General features: G+C 65.7%; 18 protein-coding genes and 1 tRNA gene. 5 read left to right on the forward strand and 14 right to left on the reverse strand.

The features are described 5' to 3' along the window. Nucleotides 1–23 precede the first annotated feature (23 nt). From ACZ1JW_RS11215 to infA, 12 genes are all read right to left on the reverse strand, one after another. Nucleotides 24–314: a GIY-YIG nuclease family protein gene (locus tag ACZ1JW_RS11215; protein WP_465140613.1), complete on the reverse strand. Its 291-nt coding sequence runs from the start codon at nucleotides 312–314 to the stop codon at nucleotides 24–26. Nucleotides 315–580: 266 nt separating this feature from the next. After that, the gene (locus ACZ1JW_RS11220) at nucleotides 581–1,609 is read right to left on the reverse strand and encodes a sensor histidine kinase (protein WP_465140614.1); all 1,029 of its coding nucleotides are present in this window, start codon (nucleotides 1,607–1,609) and stop codon (nucleotides 581–583) included. A 185-nt stretch (nucleotides 1,610–1,794) separates the two neighbouring features. Further along, nucleotides 1,795–2,568, reverse strand: coding sequence for a DeoR/GlpR family DNA-binding transcription regulator (locus tag ACZ1JW_RS11225; RefSeq protein WP_465140615.1), 774 nt, complete (start codon nucleotides 2,566–2,568; stop codon nucleotides 1,795–1,797). Nucleotides 2,569–2,595: 27 nt separating this feature from the next. Continuing rightward, entirely contained in the window at nucleotides 2,596–3,669 is a 1,074-nt protein-coding gene (rhaT, locus tag ACZ1JW_RS11230) for an L-rhamnose/proton symporter RhaT (protein ID WP_465123472.1), read from the reverse strand. A gap of 22 nt (nucleotides 3,670–3,691) precedes the next feature. Further along, nucleotides 3,692–4,837: an FMN-dependent L-lactate dehydrogenase LldD gene (lldD, locus tag ACZ1JW_RS11235; RefSeq protein ID WP_465140616.1), complete on the reverse strand. Its 1,146-nt coding sequence runs from the start codon at nucleotides 4,835–4,837 to the stop codon at nucleotides 3,692–3,694. After that, a complete protein-coding gene (locus ACZ1JW_RS11240; RefSeq protein WP_465140617.1) occupies nucleotides 4,834–6,264 on the reverse strand; it encodes an FGGY-family carbohydrate kinase in 1,431 nt (476 codons plus the stop codon). Before ACZ1JW_RS11240 ends, lldD begins: the two co-directional genes overlap by 4 nt. Before the next feature lie 69 nt (nucleotides 6,265–6,333). Further along, on the reverse strand, nucleotides 6,334–7,281 hold the full coding sequence (locus ACZ1JW_RS11245) for an NAD(P)H-binding protein (RefSeq protein WP_465140618.1): 948 nt from the start codon (nucleotides 7,279–7,281) through the stop codon (nucleotides 6,334–6,336). A 105-nt stretch (nucleotides 7,282–7,386) separates the two neighbouring features. Further along, nucleotides 7,387–7,462, reverse strand: a tRNA-Phe gene (locus tag ACZ1JW_RS11250). A gap of 290 nt (nucleotides 7,463–7,752) precedes the next feature. Next, nucleotides 7,753–7,917 carry a DNA gyrase inhibitor YacG gene (gene yacG, locus ACZ1JW_RS11255; protein ID WP_465123468.1) on the reverse strand — a complete coding sequence of 55 codons (165 nt, stop codon included), beginning with the start codon at nucleotides 7,915–7,917 and terminating at the stop codon, nucleotides 7,753–7,755. Then, nucleotides 7,914–8,906, reverse strand: a complete 993-nt coding sequence (locus ACZ1JW_RS11260; RefSeq protein ID WP_465140619.1) for a ribonuclease E/G — start codon at nucleotides 8,904–8,906, stop codon at nucleotides 7,914–7,916. Before ACZ1JW_RS11260 ends, yacG begins: the two co-directional genes overlap by 4 nt. Nucleotides 8,907–8,909: 3 nt before the next feature. After that, nucleotides 8,910–9,515 carry a Maf family protein gene (locus ACZ1JW_RS11265; RefSeq protein WP_465123466.1) on the reverse strand — a complete coding sequence of 202 codons (606 nt, stop codon included), beginning with the start codon at nucleotides 9,513–9,515 and terminating at the stop codon, nucleotides 8,910–8,912. Continuing rightward, on the reverse strand, nucleotides 9,515–9,760 hold the full coding sequence (gene infA, locus ACZ1JW_RS11270; RefSeq protein WP_039338683.1) for a translation initiation factor IF-1: 246 nt from the start codon (nucleotides 9,758–9,760) through the stop codon (nucleotides 9,515–9,517). The genes ACZ1JW_RS11265 and infA overlap by 1 nt, the downstream gene beginning before the upstream one ends. A gap of 295 nt (nucleotides 9,761–10,055) precedes the next feature. Here infA and ACZ1JW_RS11275 point away from each other — a divergent pair, with 295 nt between their 5' ends. Then, the gene (locus ACZ1JW_RS11275) at nucleotides 10,056–12,470 is read left to right on the forward strand and encodes a TonB-dependent receptor (protein WP_465140620.1); all 2,415 of its coding nucleotides are present in this window, start codon (nucleotides 10,056–10,058) and stop codon (nucleotides 12,468–12,470) included. 7 nt (nucleotides 12,471–12,477) lie between these two features. Here the strand turns inward: ACZ1JW_RS11275 and ACZ1JW_RS11280 are convergent, their stop codons facing one another. Then, a complete protein-coding gene (locus ACZ1JW_RS11280; RefSeq protein ID WP_465140621.1) occupies nucleotides 12,478–12,885 on the reverse strand; it encodes a PilZ domain-containing protein in 408 nt (135 codons plus the stop codon). Nucleotides 12,886–13,060: 175 nt separating this feature from the next. On the opposite strand from ACZ1JW_RS11280, the gene uvrC reads away from it, so the two are divergent. The 4 genes from uvrC to ACZ1JW_RS11300 all read left to right on the forward strand — a co-directional run bounded on the left by uvrC (nucleotide 13,061) and on the right by ACZ1JW_RS11300 (nucleotide 17,523). Further along, entirely contained in the window at nucleotides 13,061–14,998 is a 1,938-nt protein-coding gene (gene uvrC, locus ACZ1JW_RS11285) for an excinuclease ABC subunit UvrC (RefSeq protein ID WP_465140622.1), read from the forward strand. 15 nt (nucleotides 14,999–15,013) lie between these two features. Beyond that, the gene (locus ACZ1JW_RS11290) at nucleotides 15,014–16,072 is read left to right on the forward strand and encodes a PLP-dependent cysteine synthase family protein (RefSeq protein WP_465140623.1); all 1,059 of its coding nucleotides are present in this window, start codon (nucleotides 15,014–15,016) and stop codon (nucleotides 16,070–16,072) included. A gap of 126 nt (nucleotides 16,073–16,198) precedes the next feature. Further along, on the forward strand, nucleotides 16,199–17,074 hold the full coding sequence (locus ACZ1JW_RS11295; protein WP_465140624.1) for a hypothetical protein: 876 nt from the start codon (nucleotides 16,199–16,201) through the stop codon (nucleotides 17,072–17,074). Further along, a complete protein-coding gene (locus ACZ1JW_RS11300) occupies nucleotides 17,071–17,523 on the forward strand; it encodes a hypothetical protein (protein WP_465140625.1) in 453 nt (150 codons plus the stop codon). The genes ACZ1JW_RS11295 and ACZ1JW_RS11300 overlap by 4 nt, the downstream gene beginning before the upstream one ends. Here the strand turns inward: ACZ1JW_RS11300 and ACZ1JW_RS11305 are convergent, their stop codons facing one another. Then, the gene (locus ACZ1JW_RS11305; RefSeq protein WP_465123456.1) at nucleotides 17,524–18,423 is read right to left on the reverse strand and encodes an acyl-CoA thioesterase; all 900 of its coding nucleotides are present in this window, start codon (nucleotides 18,421–18,423) and stop codon (nucleotides 17,524–17,526) included. Between the last annotated feature and the right edge of the window lie 9 nt (nucleotides 18,424–18,432).

Here is an 18,432-nt window from a genome sequence, read left to right on the forward strand (position 1 = left end):
TCTTCGCGCAAGCTATCCAAGGATCACGTGTAAAGATCCAGCCAGTCTGGATTGCCGCGCTCGATCAGGTCGAACTTGAACCCTCTGCGCCAGCGCTTCACGCGCTTCTCGTGCGCTATGCAGTCCTCGATCCGGTCGCCGCGCTCTGCCCAGACCAGCCGCTTCAAGCCATAACGGGCACAGAAGTCCGAGCCCCGGTCCTCGCGGTGCTGATGGATGCGCGCAGCAAGGTGCGAAGTCACGCCAACGTACATCGCGCCTCGGTAACGGTCGGCCATGATGTAGACCCAACCACCGAGCCTTTCCCTGTCCATGGCGTGACGAGACAGAAAGCGGGACCCCGGGTCAAGCCCGGGGTGACGGTAATGGTGCGGTTATGGAAGCAATGGCTGTTCCCCACCCCACAGCAGCCAGCGCCAAAAACCCGTCGTCCCGGACTTGATCCGGGACTTGGCTTTTCTTCTTCAGCGTTGGGTCGGAGGGGAGCCAAACCCCGTGTCGAGCACGGGGCGATGGGGGTGGCGGAGAAGATGTCCACTCTCCACGCCTTCGCCTCCAACATGCTTACACCGCCCTGACCCTAGACCGGTTTGAGGTCTGCTACAGGTTCGGCATCGACGTGCGTGACCGAGACCAGCGTGCCGGGATTGGCGTTCGCGATTGTTACCGTCGATGACAGCTGGGTGGCCAGCGCGTTGACGATGCCGGTGCCGAGGCCCGGCTTGGCCTGGGCGAAGTTGCCGGGCAAGCCTACGCCATTATCGCCGACGAACAGCAGCCAGCCCTGCGGGTTGGCCGCGAAGCCCACCGTGATCTTGCCCTTCTTCGGCCCGCCCGGAAAGGCGTGCTTGAGCGCGTTGATCACGAGTTCGGTCACGATCAGGCCAATGCTGACCGAGCGGTCTGCCGAGGTGAAGCTGTCGTCGACCACGACTTCGAGCGTCAGTTCTGCCGGATCGGCGATCATCGAGGCGCCGATGCTGGCGCACAGGTCCGACAAGTAGGGCTTGAGGTAGACATCGCCGGTGGCGGTGGCGGCGAGCTGGCGCTGCAGGGTGGCGATGGACATCACGCGGTGGTGGGCATCGCGCAAATGCTCGCGCGTTTCTTCGGACTGGACGCTGCGCACGCGCTGCATCAATACGCTGGCGATGATCTGCAGGCTGTTGGCCACGCGGTGGTGGAGTTCCTGCAACAGGACTTCCTTTTCGCGGAGCAGGGCTTCCTTCTCCAGCTCGGCATGGCGGACCCGTCGTTCGGAGGCGCGGGTTTCGGTGACGTCAGTGATCGCGAGTACCAGGCGCAGGGGTTCGCTGTCCGGATGATCGAGAACATGAGCGTTCAACACCAGTGTCTGCGGTGTCATCCCCGCGCGCGTGAAGGCCATCTCGTAAGCTTCAATCGCCGCATGCCCCGCGGCGGTCGCATTGAGCAAGGAGCGCAACTGGGGGACGTTCCATTCGCCATTGCCCAGCTCGAAAAGCTCGCGGCCGACGACTTTGTTGCAATCGAGGGAGAAAGCGCGGCAGAATGAACCGCTTGCAGCCTGCACGATGAGCGTATCGCTGAGCAGCACCAGTGGCGTAGCCGATGACATGACGAGCGCCATGCCCAGGCTGCTCGCGTCTTTGGGGGGGATGGGCGTAAAAAATTCTTTCGGAAAGCCGGTGACCCGCAGGGCGAGAGCCATTTCCGGTTGCACCTCGGCAAGAAAGCCGGTGAACAACTACGGACTACCATGTATCCGCTGCACATCCTAACCACATTAAGCAGAGGCGCGGGGTTTTTCGAATATCAGGCGACGATCAGCCTGACTTGTGCGTCGCTGATCATCTGTGCGGCTTGCGGCGAAATGCTGCTGTCGGTGATGATCGTGTCGATCTCGTCGAGGCCGCAGACGATGGTGCCCGACTGCGTTTCGAACTTGCTGCTATCGACAAGCAGGATCACTTCTTCGGCGCGGTCGATCAGGCGGCGTTCGGCGGCGACGAGGACGACGTCTGCCTGCATCGCGCCTTGCGGGCCGACGGCGGCGGCACCCATGAACAGGCGCGGGGCGTGGAAGCGCGGCATCGATTCCTCGCCCGCGGCGGCAAGGATGATGTTCTGTTCGCGGAATACCGCACCTGATGGCACGAGGATGCGCGTGGTCGGCTGTGGTAGCAGCGCGGTGACGATGTGCAGCGAGTTGGTCAGGACTTGCAGGCCCAGGCCATCGAGATGCGCGCACATCTGCAGGGTGGTGGTGCCGCCATCGATCATCACGCCTTCACCGGGCGAGCACAGCGCAGCGGCAGCCTTGCCGATGGCCTTCTTGGCGGCAAGGTTGCGGGTAATGTTCTGTTCGAAAGGGGTGCCGAGCAGGCGCGGCCCCGTATCCTCATCGCCGTCGGGCAGCTTGGCCCCGCCGTGGACGCGGACGATCTGGCGGCTTTCCTCAAGCCGCGTCAGATCGCGCCGGATCGTGGCGGGCGAGGCATCGAGCAGGGCTTCCAGCTCGCGATAGCTGACAAAGCCGGTCGGCCGCAGCGCCTCGAATATCCGCCGTTCCCGTTCTTCCGCGTGCATTGGTGCTGGGGTCCCTTCCGCCCGCGCTTATGCACTCGCCTGCAGCATGTTGCCAAGGCCGATCACGATGGTCGAGCCGACGAGCAGGCCGATCCCGGTCCAGACCAGCGTGCGGGTGCGCGGGGATGCGCCCTTCCATTCCTTGAGTGCGAAACCCCAGAGCGTGGAGAACAGGATGATCGAGGCCATGTGCAGCGTCCAAGAGGAGAAGCCGTACTTGCCCATCTGGCTCTCGCCCATGGTGTAGAAGAAGAACTGGCCGTACCATAGCGTGCCGCCCAAAGCGGCGAGGAGCCAGTTGGCGAGGAGGTTGGGGCGCTCGCCGGGTTGGGCTTCGACGGAGGCAGCGCCGAAGAACTGGCCGAAGCTCTTGTTCTTCGCGATGAGGTAGGCGCACCACAGCGCGTTGGTGGTGAGGCCGCCTGCGAGGACGACGCACAGGACAGGCAGGCCTTGGCTCAGCGGGTCGGTGCCGGCGGCGAGCGTGAGGTCGCGGATCGGCTGGCCTGCGGCAAGGCCCCAGGCAAAGCAGCCCGACATCACGCCCGAGAAGGTCGCGATCAGTAGGCCTTTGCGCAAGTTGAACTCGGCAACGCCTTCGGATGCCGCGCCGCCGAGGTCCGCTTCCTTGGCATTGCCCGCGCGGGCGACGACCACGATACCCGCCAGCGTGATTAGGATGCCGAGCAGGGTGAGCTTGCCGCTAGTCGTGGCGGCGATCTGGCCGAGGGTGCCATCGAAGATCGGCGGGCCCATCGTGCCGATCACGGTGGTGAGGCCGAGCGCCACTGCCATGCCAAGCGACAGGCCGAGGTAGCGCATGGTCAGGCCGAAGGTCAGCCCGCCAAAGCCCCACATTGCGCCCCAGAACCAGCACCACAGCAGCGTATCGCGCGGGGTGGCGGAGAGGACGCCGAGCAGGTCTTTCGTCTGGATCGAGGCGAAGAGCCAAGGCGCGATCAACCACGAGAACAGGCCGCCCGCCAGCCAGAACACTTCCCACGACCACAGCTTGATGCGCTTGTACGGCACATAGAAGCTGGCCGAGGAGAAACCTCCGATCCAGTGAAAGAGTACGCCCAGCAGCGGGTTCGCGCCCATCGGTTCCTGTCCCTTGTTGTTCTTATCGGTTCACGAGGATCGAGCGGTCGATCTCGCTGATGTTCTTCACGCCCGTCAGCGTCATGGCGACGCGCATTTCGGCCTCGATCAGGCCGAGCATGTGTTCGACGCCCTGCTGTCCATTGGCGGCGAGGGCGAATACCCATGCGCGGCCAAGCAGCACGCCTTTGGCTCCCAGTGCCAGCAGGCGCACCACGTCGAGACCCGAGCGCACGCCGCCATCGGCGAGCACGGTCAGCCGGTCTCCCACGGCATCGGCAATGGCGGGCAGGGCGCGGGCGGTGGAGGGGACGCCGTCAAGCTGGCGCCCGCCGTGGTTGGAAACGACGATCCCGTCCGCGCCGAGGTTGGCGGCTTCGACTGCGTCCTCGGCATCGAGCAGGCCCTTGATGACCAGTGGGCCGTTCCATTCCGAGCGGATGAAATCGAGGTCCTTCCACGAGATCGAGCTGTCGAAGTTCTCGCGCATCCACGCGAAGAAGTCCTCGATGCCGGTCTTGCCTTCAAGCTTGCGGATCACGTTGCCGAGGCCATGCGGGCGGCCCATCACGCCGACATCCCACGCCCACGCGGGCTTCATCGCGCCCTGCAACGAGCGGCGGAGCGCGCCTTTCATGCCCGAGGCTCCGGCAAGGCCCGAGTGGTAATCGCGGTAACGGCTGCCGGGGGTGGGCATGTCAACAGTGAAGACGAGGGTGGAGCAGTTCAGTTCGACCGCTTCGCGCAGCAGTTCGCGCATGAAGCCGCGGTCCCGGGTCATGTAGAGCTGGAACCAGAAAGGTTTGGTTGCCGCCCTGGCGACTTCGGAGAGCGAGCAGGCCGAGACGGTGGAGAGGGTGAAGGGCACACCCGCCGTCTCTGCTGCGCGCACGGCCTGACATTCACCGCGACGGGCGTTCATGCCGGCAAGGCCGATGGGGGCAAGCGCGACGGGGAGGCGGAGCTTCTGGCCGAACAGTTCGGTCGACAGGTCGAGGCCCGAAACGTCGCGCAGCACGCGCTGGCGCAGGGCGATGTCGCGCAAGTCCTCGACGTTCCGCCGGAGCGTCGTCTCGCTGTAGGAGCCGCCGTCGATGTATTCGAACAGGAAGTGCGGCAGGCGGCGGCGGGCGAGTTCGCGGAAATCGGGGATCGAGGCGGCAATCATGCGGCGGTTCTCTTGTGCGAGGCGTCGATCTCGGCGTGCCAGCGGTTGCGGTAGGTGTCGAGATCGCCGTCTAGTGGCTGGACCCGGACGAGTTCGCCGCGCGGCGTGAGCGTCGGGTCGATCAGCCGCAGGGCGCCGAACGAGACGTCGTTGTGCGCGTTGGCGGTGTAGACGGCGGTGTCGGGGCGCAGGGCGGCAAGGGCGCGGACGAAGACTTCCGCCTCGGCAAAGCGGCCTTCGACGAGCAGGCGCTCGGAAGAGCCGATGAGGTCCAGCGCGGTATCGGCAACGAGCGCGGCGTAGAGGCAGGCGGCGGCGCGGCGTTGGTACCAGTCCTCTGGCCGGTTGATCCAGTCGAAGCGGCCCTGCGGGTATGGGCCGAAGCCACGCATCAGCGTTGGCAGCACCATGCGGGCACTTCGCAGCACTTCGGGCACGGCGGCAAGCAGGGCGGGCTGGTCGGGCTTGATGTCGACGCGGCGGGTGTCGATCTCGATCAGCGTCTCGATCTCGCGCCCGCCCATGAAGCGGGCGGAGGGGACGGGGCGGCCGTGGACATCGACATTGACGAGGCAGTCGCGCGCCTCGGGGAGGTCTGCCGTTTGCACGGGCGTTGCAGGTAGCCGCATGCCGATGAACCAGGTGCCGGTGGACAGCACGGTCGCCTCGTTGTCCGCGATCTCGGCAAAACCGCGTGCGGCCAGCAGGGCGGCGTTGGAATCGTGCAGGCCGGCGAGGACGCGGACTTCGGGAGAGAGGCCGGTCTGTGCAGCGATTCCGGGCAGGAGCGTGCCAACCGTATCGCCTGCGCGCACCAGCGGGGCAAAGCGCTGCGCCCAGCCAAGGCGCTTGGCCATGGGCGAGAAGTCCGCTTCTTGTGGGGACCACAGATCGGAATGGCAGCCAAGGCTGGTCACTTCGCTGACCGCGTTGCCGGTGAGGAACCACGCCCAGTATTGCGCCCAGGGGAGCAGCGTGGCGCGAGCCATGGCTTCGGGCGCGAACTGCTCCATCCACCACAGCTGGCTGCCGAAGTTGAGGCCGTCGGGCAAGGCGGGGGACCCGGTCAGCGCGAAGGGATCGCGTTGCGCGCGGTATGCGGCCATCACCTCTGGCGGGATGGGCTGTTCGTAATCGAGCGGGGGGAAGGCGAGCGTGCCATCCACGAGTGCCACAACGCCTGCACCATGGCCGACGGGCACGATCGTATCGACGGGCTGGCGGGCATAGGAGGCCAGCGTTTCCAGCAGCCACCTGCCGGTGGCGGGCGCATCGAGGCGGCGGATGCCACCGATTTCGAGAGGTACGTTGGGGCGCACCTGACGGTCGAGCATGGCCCCGCCTGCGTCCCACAGGCTGACTTTGCTCAGCGTCTTGCCGAGATCGATGACGATCGTTGCGCCTTTGTTGGTAGCGCCTGTAGACAAGCGCGCTCTCCCGATGAATGCTTGAAAACGATCAATAGCAATCAATCTTGATCGTTTCCAGCAGAAAGCTCAGAACACCGCGTGATCCCCGCGATCGACCACAGTGCGGCCTTCGAGCACGGCACGGTAGTGGTCGAACAGGGTTTCGCTGCCGGTCGAGGGCGTGGCGGCGGCATCGTATCGGCCCGTCTCGGTATCGAGCACGAGCATCGATTCGCTGGCGTAATAGCGGCCGATGCGGGCGAGTTCGGCCTTGATGGCAAGGCCAGGGATGACTCGCCCGAACAGGCCGAGCGCGCCTGCGATCCCGTCGAGCAAGGCCAGCGGGACCGAGCGGAAGCGCGGTGGCTTGCCGAGCATGGCGAACAGCGCCTCGCCCTGCTGGCGCGGGGTGATGGCATCGCCGGGGCCGCCTATGGGGAGAATGCGGTTCCAGCGGTCCTCATGCGTCAGGCAATCGGCGATGTAGGCTGCCAGATCGCCGTCGCTGATCGGCTTGCACGCGGTCAGTTCGCCATTTCCGAAGATCAGGAAGGGGCGGCCTGCTTTTACACGGTCGATCTGGCCCGAGAGAGATTTGAAGAAGGCGGTGGGGCGGACGATGGACCAGCGCAGGCCCGAGCCGACAAGCGCGGCTTCGAAGGCCAGCTTGGCATGCTGGAAGGCCAGCAGCGGCTTCTGCACGCAGATGGCCGAGAGCAGGACGAAGTGCTGGACACCGGCGCCTTGCGCGGTTTTGAGCACGTTCAGGTTGGCGCGATGATCGACGGCCCAGGCATCGGTCGGCACCCCGGTGCGCGAGGCGAGGCAGGAGACGACCGCGTCAAAGCGCACCCCGGCAAAGACTTCTTCAAGTTTGGACGGGTCCTGCAGGTTTGCGACGATCATCGCCGCTCTGTGCTGGAGATCGGCATCGGCACGCCGGACAAGGCATGTTACCTCGTGCCCCCGCGAGGCGAGGGCCGCGACGGCTGCACGCCCGATGGTACCCGTCGCACCGACGACACAGACCCGCATGCCCCTCTCCCCGCCCGCTCGTTTGAGAGGGCATAAGGCGGAGTGTCAACCAGAACGCACGCGCGTTCAAGCGGTCATGGCGGTGTGGGAGATTTGGGTTGAATGTGGTGCCCGGGGACGGATTCGAACCGCCGACACGCGGATTTTCAATCCGCTGCTCTACCAACTGAGCTACCCGGGCATCGTCCTTTGCCGCGTTCCTGAATGGACCAGCAGGCGATGGGAAGCGCGCCTATGGCGAAGCGGGGCGAGGTTGGCAAGCCCCATCGCGTGAAAATTTTGGGGCATGGGCCTGCCGCCGACGCGACTGGTCGGAAGCCCACCCCGCTGCGACTAACCTCACTGCGTTCGGTAAGTCTCGCCGCCCTCCCGCCTGCGGGAGGGCGGGGTTTCTGGCGTATCTTCGGTTGCGTAACAGGCCCGTGGCCCCCGCCTGCGCGGGGGAGCAGGTATCTGGCCGGTGATGGGATTTCAGTCTTCCGGATCTTCTTCCAGCGGACGGCCGGGGAGGGCGTAGCCGCCCTGCAGCCACTGGACCAGATCGCGGTCCTTGCAGCGGGTGGAGCAGAAGGGGGTGTGCGCTTCGCTGCGGGGTTTGCCGCAGATCGGGCAGCGCTTGGGGGTCGGCGTATTCATAGCGGCACGCCTTGGGCAAAACCGCCGGAAAGGGCAAGCGCAGGGTCAGCCTTGCGGCGCACGACGCGCCCCGTGCGACGGGCAAGTTCGGCTTCCCAGTCTGGCTGGAGCGCATCGAGCACACGCGGGTTGGCGGTGAGCAGAAGGGCGCCGGGTTCGGCCACGCGCTCGGCCTGGCGCAGCAGCACGCGCGCGGCGGCAGCGGCGGGATGGCGGGCGTGGCGCGCGACGAGCGAGGGGCGTTCGAGCCGCGCGACGAGGTGGACGAAGCCGAAGCCGTTCATCGCGGTGCGTTCACCCGTCCAGTCGATCAGCGCATTGCCGAGCGCCTTGTCGATCTGCTGGCGGTCCTGCTTGTCGGCCAGAGTGGGAAAATCGATGCCGATCGAGCCGCCGATGTCGAAGCGGTGCAGCGCATCGGCGATGACCGGTACGGCTGCGAGCGCGAGCTTGAGCGGGGGCAGGGCGCCGTCGATGTCTATCAGGGTCATTGCAGGCGTAGGGCTGACGATGATCGAGCCGCCGGGAAAGGCGATCTCGCCGATCTGCGCCTGTTCGACCAGTTCGTCCCAGCCGTGGCGGGCGAATTCGGCGTTGGTGACGGGCAGCGCGCGCAAGGCGGCGCCAGTGGCCTCGATTTCCTTGCGCAAGGTGGGGGCGGGTCGGGGCGCTTCGCCGGGCGCGGGGCGGGCGACGGGGAGCTTGGTACGGCCACGCTCGGCAATCGCGGCGCGGATCACGCGGACGGTGAGCGTCACGCCTTCGGTCGCCTCGCGCGGGAGCTGGTCGACCATGGCTTCGATGCCGTTGTCGAAACGGACCACACCGCGGCGGCTGCCGTGGTGGCGCTTTGCAAGGCGGACCTGCGCCACAAGGCCGGGGCGCAGCGCCTCGCCCCATTCGACGCGGGCGGACAGGATCGTGCCACCCGAGACAAGGATCGCGCGTTCCTCGGCGATGCCGTCTTCATAGAGCCATTGTGCGGACATGGATCAGCCGACCTTCAGGCCAGCTGCGCGCAGCAGGCGGCGGGTTTCGAACAGGGGGAGGCCGACGACGCCGGAGTGGCTGCCCGAAAGCCAGTCGCAAAAGCCCTCGGCGCTGCCCTGGATGGCATAGCCGCCGGCCTTGCCGTGCCATTCGCCGCCAGCGATGTAGGATTCGATTTCCTCGCCCGAGAGACGCTTGAAGCGCACGATCGTTTCGGACAGCGCTTCGCGCAGGGTTCCGTCCGGGGTGATGACCGCGATGGCGGAGAACACGCGGTGGCGGCGCCCGGAGAGGAGCGCGAGGCACTTGCGGGCGGTGGCCTCGTCCTCTGCCTTGGGCAGGATGCGCGCGCCTGCGCCGACGACGGTATCTCCGGCAAGGATGACGCAAGCTGGTGCCAGAGCCGCTGCCGCGCGCGCTTTTTCGGCGGCGAGGCGTACCGCGTGGGCGCGGGGACGCTCACCCTTGAGCGGGGATTCGTCGATGGCGGTGGCGACGACGCGGTCTGGCTTGAGACCAAGGCGTCCGAGCAGTTCAAGCCGACGCGGGCTTGCCGACGCCAGTATGAGTTCCGGAGAAGGGGAAGCGGGCGAAACCTCGCCCGCCATCAGAAGCCGCCGGGACCGCCGCGACCGGGCATGAAGCGGTAGGTGATGCGGCCCTTGGTCAGGTCATAAGGGGTGAGTTCGACCAGCACTTCGTCGCCCACCAGTACGCGGATGCGGTTCTTGCGCATCTTGCCGGCGGTGTGGCCGAGGATTTCATGGTCGTTTTCGAGGCGGACGCGGAACATCGCGTTGGGCAGGAGTTCCACCACCTGGCCGCGCATTTCTAGGAGTTCTTCTTTCGCCATCGGCGGGCTCGGATGCCTTTGTATAGGGTATGGTTCGGTAACGCGCAGATCACCGGATGTGATCCACACGCACAGGAATTGGGCGGCCCATAGCCTTGCCCGCGCAAAAAGGAAAGGGGGACGCGGCAAGGCCCTGACCCTCGGGCCACCTTTCGTTCATGTAGGCATCGCGATGTTGCAGTGCGACAAAGTGATACGAAATGCGCGTTGTCCGTGCGGAGCCATTTGGCCACCAGTGGCATTGAACCAGCCGGTGCCGTGCCCGGTGCAAAGCAATTTCTGAAGGAACGTGATCGTGAAACCTGCAGCAGCGACTTCGCTGGCGGTATTGGCCTTTTGCCTTGTGGCGGTGAACCCGGCGCTGGCGCAGGACGTGACCGACGGGACCGACGATGCCCTGCAGGACATCGAAGGCAACGAGATCGCCTCCGAGCCTGACCAGATCCTCGTCGTGGCGACGCGGATCAAGGGGCAGGTCGATACGGCGCAGCCGCCGATTGCCGTGCTCGATGAAGAGGCGATCGCCTCGTATGGCGCGGGATCGTTGCAGGACCTTCTTGCGGCGCTCTCCCCGCAGACATCGTCGGGGCGCGGGCGGGGCGGCGGGATGCCGGTGGTGCTGCTCAACGGGATGCGTATTTCAGGGTTTCGCGAGATGCGCGGGCTCCCGCCCGAGGCGATCCGCCGTGTCGAGGTGTTGCCCGAGGAAGTTGCGCTCAAATATGGCTACCGGCCCGACCAGCGGGTGGTGAACTTCATCCTCAAGGACAATTTCAGCGCCTATGGCTCGGACAGCGAGTTGCGCCTTCCCAGCGGTGGTGGGTTCACCGAGTGGGAGCAGGAGCTTAACCTCACCAAGATTACGGGCGGCAACCGTATCAACGTGACCGGCAAGCTGGAGGATGCAAGCCCGCTGACCGAGGCGGAGCGCGGGATCGTGCAGCCGGCGGGCAGCAGAGCGGCTGCAGCGGACTATCGCACGCTGATCGCGGATTCGAAGTCGGCACAGCTCAACGCCACGCTGGCGCGGGCGCTTGGCGGCGGAGCGGGACTGAGCGTCAACATGCTGGCGCAGCGCGATGATTCGCGCTCGCTCAATGGTCTGAACACGGTCGTTCTGGATGACACGGGTGCATTGCAGGCCCTGACCCGGCGCACGCGGACCACGACGCTGCAGGCAGGCGCTGCGTTGAACAAGCCGCTGGGCGACTGGTACCTCGCGCTCACGGCCGATGGCGGCCATGTCGAGACCAAATCCGACATCGACAACAACGGCTATGTCGCTGCCGACCGGGCGCTTTCGAAGACCGATTCGCTGACCAGCCTCGCCACGCTGAGCGGGCGTCCGTTGCGGCTGCCGGGCGGCGAGGCTTCGCTGACGGTGAAGGCCGGGTTCGATTATTCGGGCATCGAGAGCAGCGATACGCGCACCACAACGGGGCAGATCAACCTCAAGCGCGGGGATGCGCAAGCGGGGTTCAGCCTCGATGTGCCGATCACCAGCCGCAAGGAAGGATTCGGCGCAGGGGTTGGCGACATCTCGCTCAACGCCAATGCCGAAGTGCACCGGCTTTCGGATTTCGGCACATTGTACAATTGGGGCGGCGGGCTGACCTATAGCCCGACCGAGAAGCTGACGCTGCAGGCGAGCTATGTGGCGGCGGACAAGGCGCCTACGCTGACCGAGCTGGGCGGCCCATCGATCGTGACCGAGAACGTATCGATCTATGACTTTTCGCGCGGGGAGACGGTGCTGGCGCGGGTGATCTCGGGCGGCAATCCGAACCTTGTGAAAGAGCGCCAGCGCGACTGGAAGTTCGGGCTGAACTGGACGCTGCCGTTCCTCAAGGATTCGACGTTCGTCGCCGAATACTTCCGCAACCGATCGACCAATACGACCAACGATTTTCCGCTGCTGACGCCCGAGGTGGAAGCGGCGTTTCCGGGGCGCGTGGTGCGCGATGCATCGGGGCGGATCGTTTCGGTGGACCAGAGTGCGGTGACCTTTGCCGAGGAGAAGGGCTCGCGCCTGCGCTATGGGCTCAACCTCTCGGGCAACTTCGGCAAGCCCGATCCCAATGCACAGCGCGGGCCGTTTGGCGGGATGCGCGGTGGCGGCGGTGGGCCGGGTGGTCCGCGTGTTGGCGCAGGCGGTCCTCCGCCGGGCGGTGGTCCACGCATGGGCGGTGGTGGCGGTCGCGGCGGGCCGGGCGGGTTCAATTCCGATGGTCGTGGGCGCTGGAACCTGTCGATCTTCCACACAATCCGCTTCCAGCAATCGGTGCAGATTGCGCCGGGTGGGGCTGTCCTCAACCTGCTCGATGGCGATGCGGTCAGCAGTGGGGTCGCGCGGCATGGGTTCGAGATGGAGGGCGGCGGCTTCTATCGCGGCTTCGGCCTGCGGCTGAATGGCACCTACACCGGCGGCTCGCGGATCGATGCGAGCGTCTTGCCGGGATCGTCGACGCTGCGGTTCGACCCCATCGCGACATTCAATTTGCGCCTGTTCGCCGACTTGGGGCGCAAGGCGAAGCTGGTGGAGAAGGTGCCGTTCCTCAAGGGATCGCGCCTCTCGCTGTCGGTCGACAACCTGTTCAATGCGCAGCAGCGGGTGACGGACGAGAGCGGTGCAGTGCCCTTGCGCTATCAGCCCGGCTATCTTGACCCGCGCGGGCGGGTGTTCGAGATCGAGTTCCGCAAGCAGTTCTGACGCAGCTTCACACGATCCGGCTCTTGCCCTGAACCCAGGCCTGTGCGCGTTGCTTGAGGCGTTCGCGTTCGGTCGCTTCGAAATTGTCGGCACAGTGGCGAAGAGAGACGACTTGCGCGAGCGGGAGCTTCTCCTCGAACATTATGCCGCACTGGCCATAGCGGGACCAGCGGATCTGGCCGAAGGCTTCGATATGCTCGCATTGCAGGATGGCGGAGGCGCCCGGTGGTGGCAGGCTTTCCTCCGGAATGAATGCAGCGCCTGTCACCGACAGATCCTCGAGGATGCAGTGCTGCGTCCCGGTCAGCAGGATCAGGCGGGCGGGCAGGTGCAGGCGCACGCGTGCTTCGCCGCGCCGTCCCGGAGTGACCGGACTTGTGCCCGTTCCCGACCTGCCGAATGGTTTCCCGATCATTCAGGAATTGTCGCGCGTTTCGCCTAAAACCACCGAAACGGACCATGCGGGAAAACCCTGATAGCGCTGAGGCCAGATTGATTGGGGCCTGATTGCTTTGGAGCCTGATTGCTTGGGGGAAAGCCCTTTGGAACCATTGCGCAGCGCGCAGCAGCGCTTATTTGCTCAGGCAGTCATGGCCCGAAAGCCCGCCCCTCCGCCTGATCGCGATACCGAGCGTTTCCACGAGGACCGCGCGTCCACGACCGTGCGCGGGTCTGACAAGCCGGACATCGAACTGGGCGTCTCGGTGATCCGCGATACGGTCAATACGCTCAAGCCCAAGCCCGGCGTCTATCGCATGCAGGATGCCAAGGGTGACGTGCTCTACGTGGGCAAGGCGCGGGCGCTGAAGAACCGGGTGGCGAACTACACGCAGGTCGAACGCCTGCCCAATCGCCTGCGCCGCATGGTCAGCCAGACGCGGAGCATGACGATCGTCACGACCAACTCGGAAGCAGAGGCGCTGCTGCTGGAAGCGCAGCTGATCAAGCGCTTCCGCCCGCCCTACAACGTGCTGCTGCGCGACGACAAATCGTTCCCGTTCATCCTGTTGCGTGGCGATCATGCTTACCCACGCATCCAGAAGCATCGCGGGGCGAGGAAGGCGAAGGGCAATTACTATGGCCCCTTCGCCAGCGCGGGCAGCGTCAACACCACGATCAATGCGCTGCAGAAGCTGTTCCTGCTGCGCAGCTGCAACGACGGCTTCATGTCGCGGCGCGACCGGCCCTGCCTGCTCTATCAGATCCGGCGTTGCTCGGCCCCTTGCGTCGACCGGATCACGCCGGAGGACTATGGCGAGCTGGTGCGGCAGGCGAAGGATTTCCTCGGCGGCAAATCGGGCGCGGTGCAGCGCGAGATCGAGGCGCAGATGCAGGAGGCCGCCGAAGCACTCGACTTCGAACGCGCCGCCATGCTGCGCGACCGGCTGCGCGCCGCGACTTTCATACAAGGCAGTCAGGCGATCAATGCCGAGGGCGTCGGCAATGCCGATGTCTTTGCCATGGCGGTCAAGGGCGGGCAGGTGGCGGTGCAGGCCTTCTTCATCCGTGGTGGCCAGAACTGGGGCCACCGCGCCTTCTTTCCCAGCCACACCGAAGGTCTGGACGAGGCCGAGGTGATGACCAGCTTCCTCGCCCAGTTCTATGAGGAAGTGCCCCCGGCGCGGCTCATTCTGGTGGATCGCGAACTGCCCGAAGCCGCATTGCTGGCCGAAGCGCTGTGCGAAGGCGCGGGCGGCAAAGTGGAGATTTCGGTGCCCCAGCGGGGCGACCGGCGCAGGCTGATGGAGCAGGCGCAGCGCAATGCGGTGGAAGCGCTCGACCGGCGGATGGCCGAGAGCGGGACCAAGGCCAAGGTCATGCGCGAACTGGCCGAATTCCTTGAATTGCCTGAAGTGCCGCAGCGCATCGAGGTTTACGACAACAGCCATATCCAGGGCACCAATGCGCTTGGCGCGATGATCGTGGCGGGGCCGGATGGCTTCGTGAAGGCGCAGTATCGCAAATGGAACATCAAGACCGCGCAGACCAACGACGATTTCGGCATGATGCGCGAAGTGATGACCCGGCGCTTCGGCAAGGTGCAGGAGGATGACCCGGATCGCGAGAGCGGGATGTGGCCCGATCTCGTGCTGATCGACGGCGGCAAGGGGCAGATGTCGGCGGTGAAGGATGCGCTGGGCGAACTCGGCATCGAGGACGTGGCGCTGATCGCCATCGCCAAGGGGCCGCACCACGGGCGCGAGGGGCGGGAGGTGTTTCACTTCCCCGACGGGCGCGAGAAGATGCTCCCGGTCAATTCGCCGGTGCTGTTCCACCTCCAGAACATGCGCGACGAGGTGCACCGCTTTGCCATCGGCGCGCACCGCGCCAAGCGCAGCCGTGCGATCACCGCGAGTCCGCTGGACGAGATCCCCGGCATCGGCCCGGCGCGCAAGCGGGCGCTGCTCCTGCATTTCGGCACGGCGGGCAAGGTGCGTGCGGCGAGCCTCGAGGACCTGCAGCGTGCGCCGGGGGTGAGCGCGGCAGTGGCGCAAACCGTGTACGACTTCTATCATCCCAATGGGTAGAGGATGGAGAACGCGATGACCGACGACCGGCGCAAGTGGAGCGACGAGGCCGTGCGCCGCATCGAGGCGGACTTCAACCGTTCTGCCGACACCCATCTGATCCGGGTGGAACTGCCGAAGTTCCCCGGCATCACGCTCTATCTCAAGGACGAGAGCGTCCATCCCACCGGCAGCCTCAAGCACCGGCTGGCGCGCTCGCTGATCCTCTACGGCCTGTGCAACAACCGTATCGGGCCGGATACGCTGCTGGTCGACGCGACGAGTGGATCGACTGCCGTTTCCGAAGCCTACTTTGCCAAGCTGATCGGGTTGAAGTTCGTCGCGGTGATTCCGCGCAGCACATCGCCTGCGAAGATCGAGGCGATCCGCTTTCATGGCGGCGACGTGCACATGGTCGACAGTGCGGCCGAGATGTATGCGGCAGCAGAGCGGCTGGCGGCAGAAGCGGGCGGGCTGTTCCTTGACCAGTTCACTTATGCCGAGCGCGCGACCGACTGGCGCGGCAACAACAACATCGCGCAATCGATCTTCCAGCAGATGGCGCGTGAGGATCATCCGGTGCCGACGTGGATCGTTTGCGGAGCAGGGACGGGGGGGACGTCGGCCACGCTTGGGCGCTTCATCCGCTATGGCCGTTACCCGACGCGCCTGTGCGTGGCCGATCCCGAAGGCTCGGTGTTCCACCGCCACCATGCCGACCGCAGCGTGACCGCGCCGCCGCAGGGCGCGTGCTGCCTGATCGAAGGCATAGGCCGCCCGCGCGTGGAACCTTCGTTTCTGCCCGATGTGATCGACCGGATGATCGCTGTGCCTGATGCTGCCTCTATCGGAGCGATGCGCGCGATTGCCGCGAGAATCGGCAGGCCCGTCGGCGGATCTACCGGCACCAACATCCACGCCTGCCTGCAGCTGGCCGAGGAAATGGCCGCGGCGGGCGAGGCCGGGGCCATCGTCACCATCCTGTGCGATTCCGGGTTGCGCTATGCCCAGACCTATTACGACGATGGCTGGCTGGAAGCGCAGGGGCTCGACTGGCGCGAAGCAGAACAGCGCGCGGCACTGTTGCTTTCCTGATACGGACTATACGTAGAATTACTATTGACGTAGTGGTAACCTTGTCTGTTTGCAGCAGGTTGAGGCTGATGCCGTCTGGTGTCTGGCCTTGGTCAATGGTGACGGAACAGCCGGGGGGCTTTTCGAATGTTTGCGGGATGGGTGCGCGTGGCAGCGCTTTCGACAGTGGCGGCAGCGCTGCTCGGCTTGCCTGCGCCGCTTTGCGCGCAACCGGCCAACGGTGTCGGCTCTCCGTTCGAGCTGGCATTCTGGCAATCGGTCTCGGGCAGTGACGATCCGGCAGTTTACGAAGCCTATCTCCAGCAGTATCCGGCCGGCACCTTTGCTGGGCTGGCACGCGCCAAGCTGGCGAACCTGCGCAAGGTGCCGCTTTCGGCCCCCGCTGTTGCGCAGGCACCGGCGCCGGTAGCGGCACCTCCCGCGCAACTAGCTCCCGCCGTCGTAACCGTTGCACCTCCCCCTGCTGCACCGGCAGCAGCTCCTGCTCCCGTTCGACCCGAGCCGAAAGCGATTGCCGTGTCTGCCCCGGGGGCTGCTCCGGCCGACGCGTCGCAAGCGGCCAGCGACGCGAACCTGCTGCTCGAACTCGCTCGCTCGCAGGAAGCGGGTGCGGGGACGAGCCGGGTCTCTGCAGCGCAAGGCTTTTCCGTTCCGCCGCGACCGGTGCTGAGCGAGGTGGCCGATCTTCCGCTGCCGAGCACGTTCTGTTCTGCCGAACAGCGCAATGCCTTTTACGAAACGCGCTACAAGCCGCAGCTGGAACTCGCGCGCGCCAACAATGCCGCCGCCATCGCCTACATGCAGACGCTCCAGCAGGCTTATGACAGCTTTCAGCTCGCCCGCGATCCCACGCCGATGAACGTGCTCGCGGCAGAGGCCAGTGCCTATCAGCAGCAGGTTGCCGCAACGACGTACGCGCGGCAGGCTGCGCTCGTCCGCCAGTTCGATGAGATCATGGCCGTGCCAATCACGGCCTGCCAGATCGCGACGGCGACGAAATGAGGCGTGCGGTCGAACTCGCGATGGCGGCGATCATGCTCGCGGCCAGCCCGGCCCATGCCGAAGCCTGCCTTGATCGCGAAACGCTGACCGCAGCGCGGATCCACGAGTTCGAGACGATGATGATGGCCGTGACCTTGCGCTGCAAGGCAATCGGCACGGACATCGCGCCGGTCTATGATGCCATGCTCGGCACCCATCGCCCGGTCTTTTCGGCCGCTGACCGCCGGTTGCGCGCTTTCTTCGCGCCGCAGAAGCGGGCCTATGAAAGCTACTCTACCCAGCTTGGCAACCGCTATGGCGGCGGGGCAACCGATCCCGCCAACTGCCGCCGTTTCGAACGCGTTGCCAGGGAATTGGCGGCTCAACCGGGTGTATCGTCGCTGGGGCGGGTGGTTTTCGCCATGATCGACCGCCCGCGCATCAGCGGCGTGGTCTGCCCCGCGCCCTGATCAGCCCTGGGGCTTGGGCGTGATCGGGCGGATCAGCCCTTCCTGAGCGACATTTGCGACCAGCCTGCCGTCACGCGTATAGATCCGACCGCGGTTGAAGCCGCGCGCGCGTCCGGCCCATGGGCTGTCGCAGGCGTAGAGCAGCCAATCGTCGGCTCGGAAATCGTCATGGAACCAGATGGCGTGGTCGAGACTCGCGCCCATCAGGTTGCCCTTCGTCCAGCTGATGTCGTGCGGCAAGGTGCTGGTGCCCAGCAGGTTCATGTCGCTGGCATAGGCGAGCACGGCACGGTGGATGCGCGGATCGTCGGGCAGGGCAGCGACGGAGCGAAACCAGGTGTGCGAACGTGGCTCCTGCGGACCGGGCCCCATCCAGTGGCGCGGTTCGAGCGGGCGCAGTTCGATCGGGCGGGGCTGCAGCATGAACTTGCGCTGCTGTTCGGTCATCCTTTCGGCAAAGCGGGCGCGAAGGGAAGCCTCGCTTTCCAGTTCCTCAGGCGGTCTGACGGTGGGCATGGGCTCGGCATGATAGCGTCCATCCTCGCGCTTGTGGAACGAGGCGACCATGTTGAGGATCGGCTTGCCGAGCTGGCTGGCCACGATGCGCCGGTTGGAGAAGCTGCCGCCATCGAGGTCGCGCTCGACCTTGAAGTCGATCTCGTGGTCCTCGCTGCCACCGCGAAGGAAGTAGGCATGGAGCGAATGGACCGGGCGATCGTCGGGTACGGTGCGCTCGGCGCTGGCAAGGGCCTGACCGATCACCTGCCCGCCGAACACGCGACCCACGCCGCCGATCTTGCGGGCGCCTTCGAAGCGGTCGCCGCCGTGGTCCTTTACGTTGAGCAGGTCGAGCAGGCGCGCGACCAGTTCCTGCGGAGTCGGATTGTCGTTCTCGGTCATGCCTCGCCG

It is taken from the genome of Novosphingobium sp. BL-A-28-Hi1-0D, from assembly GCF_055521755.1.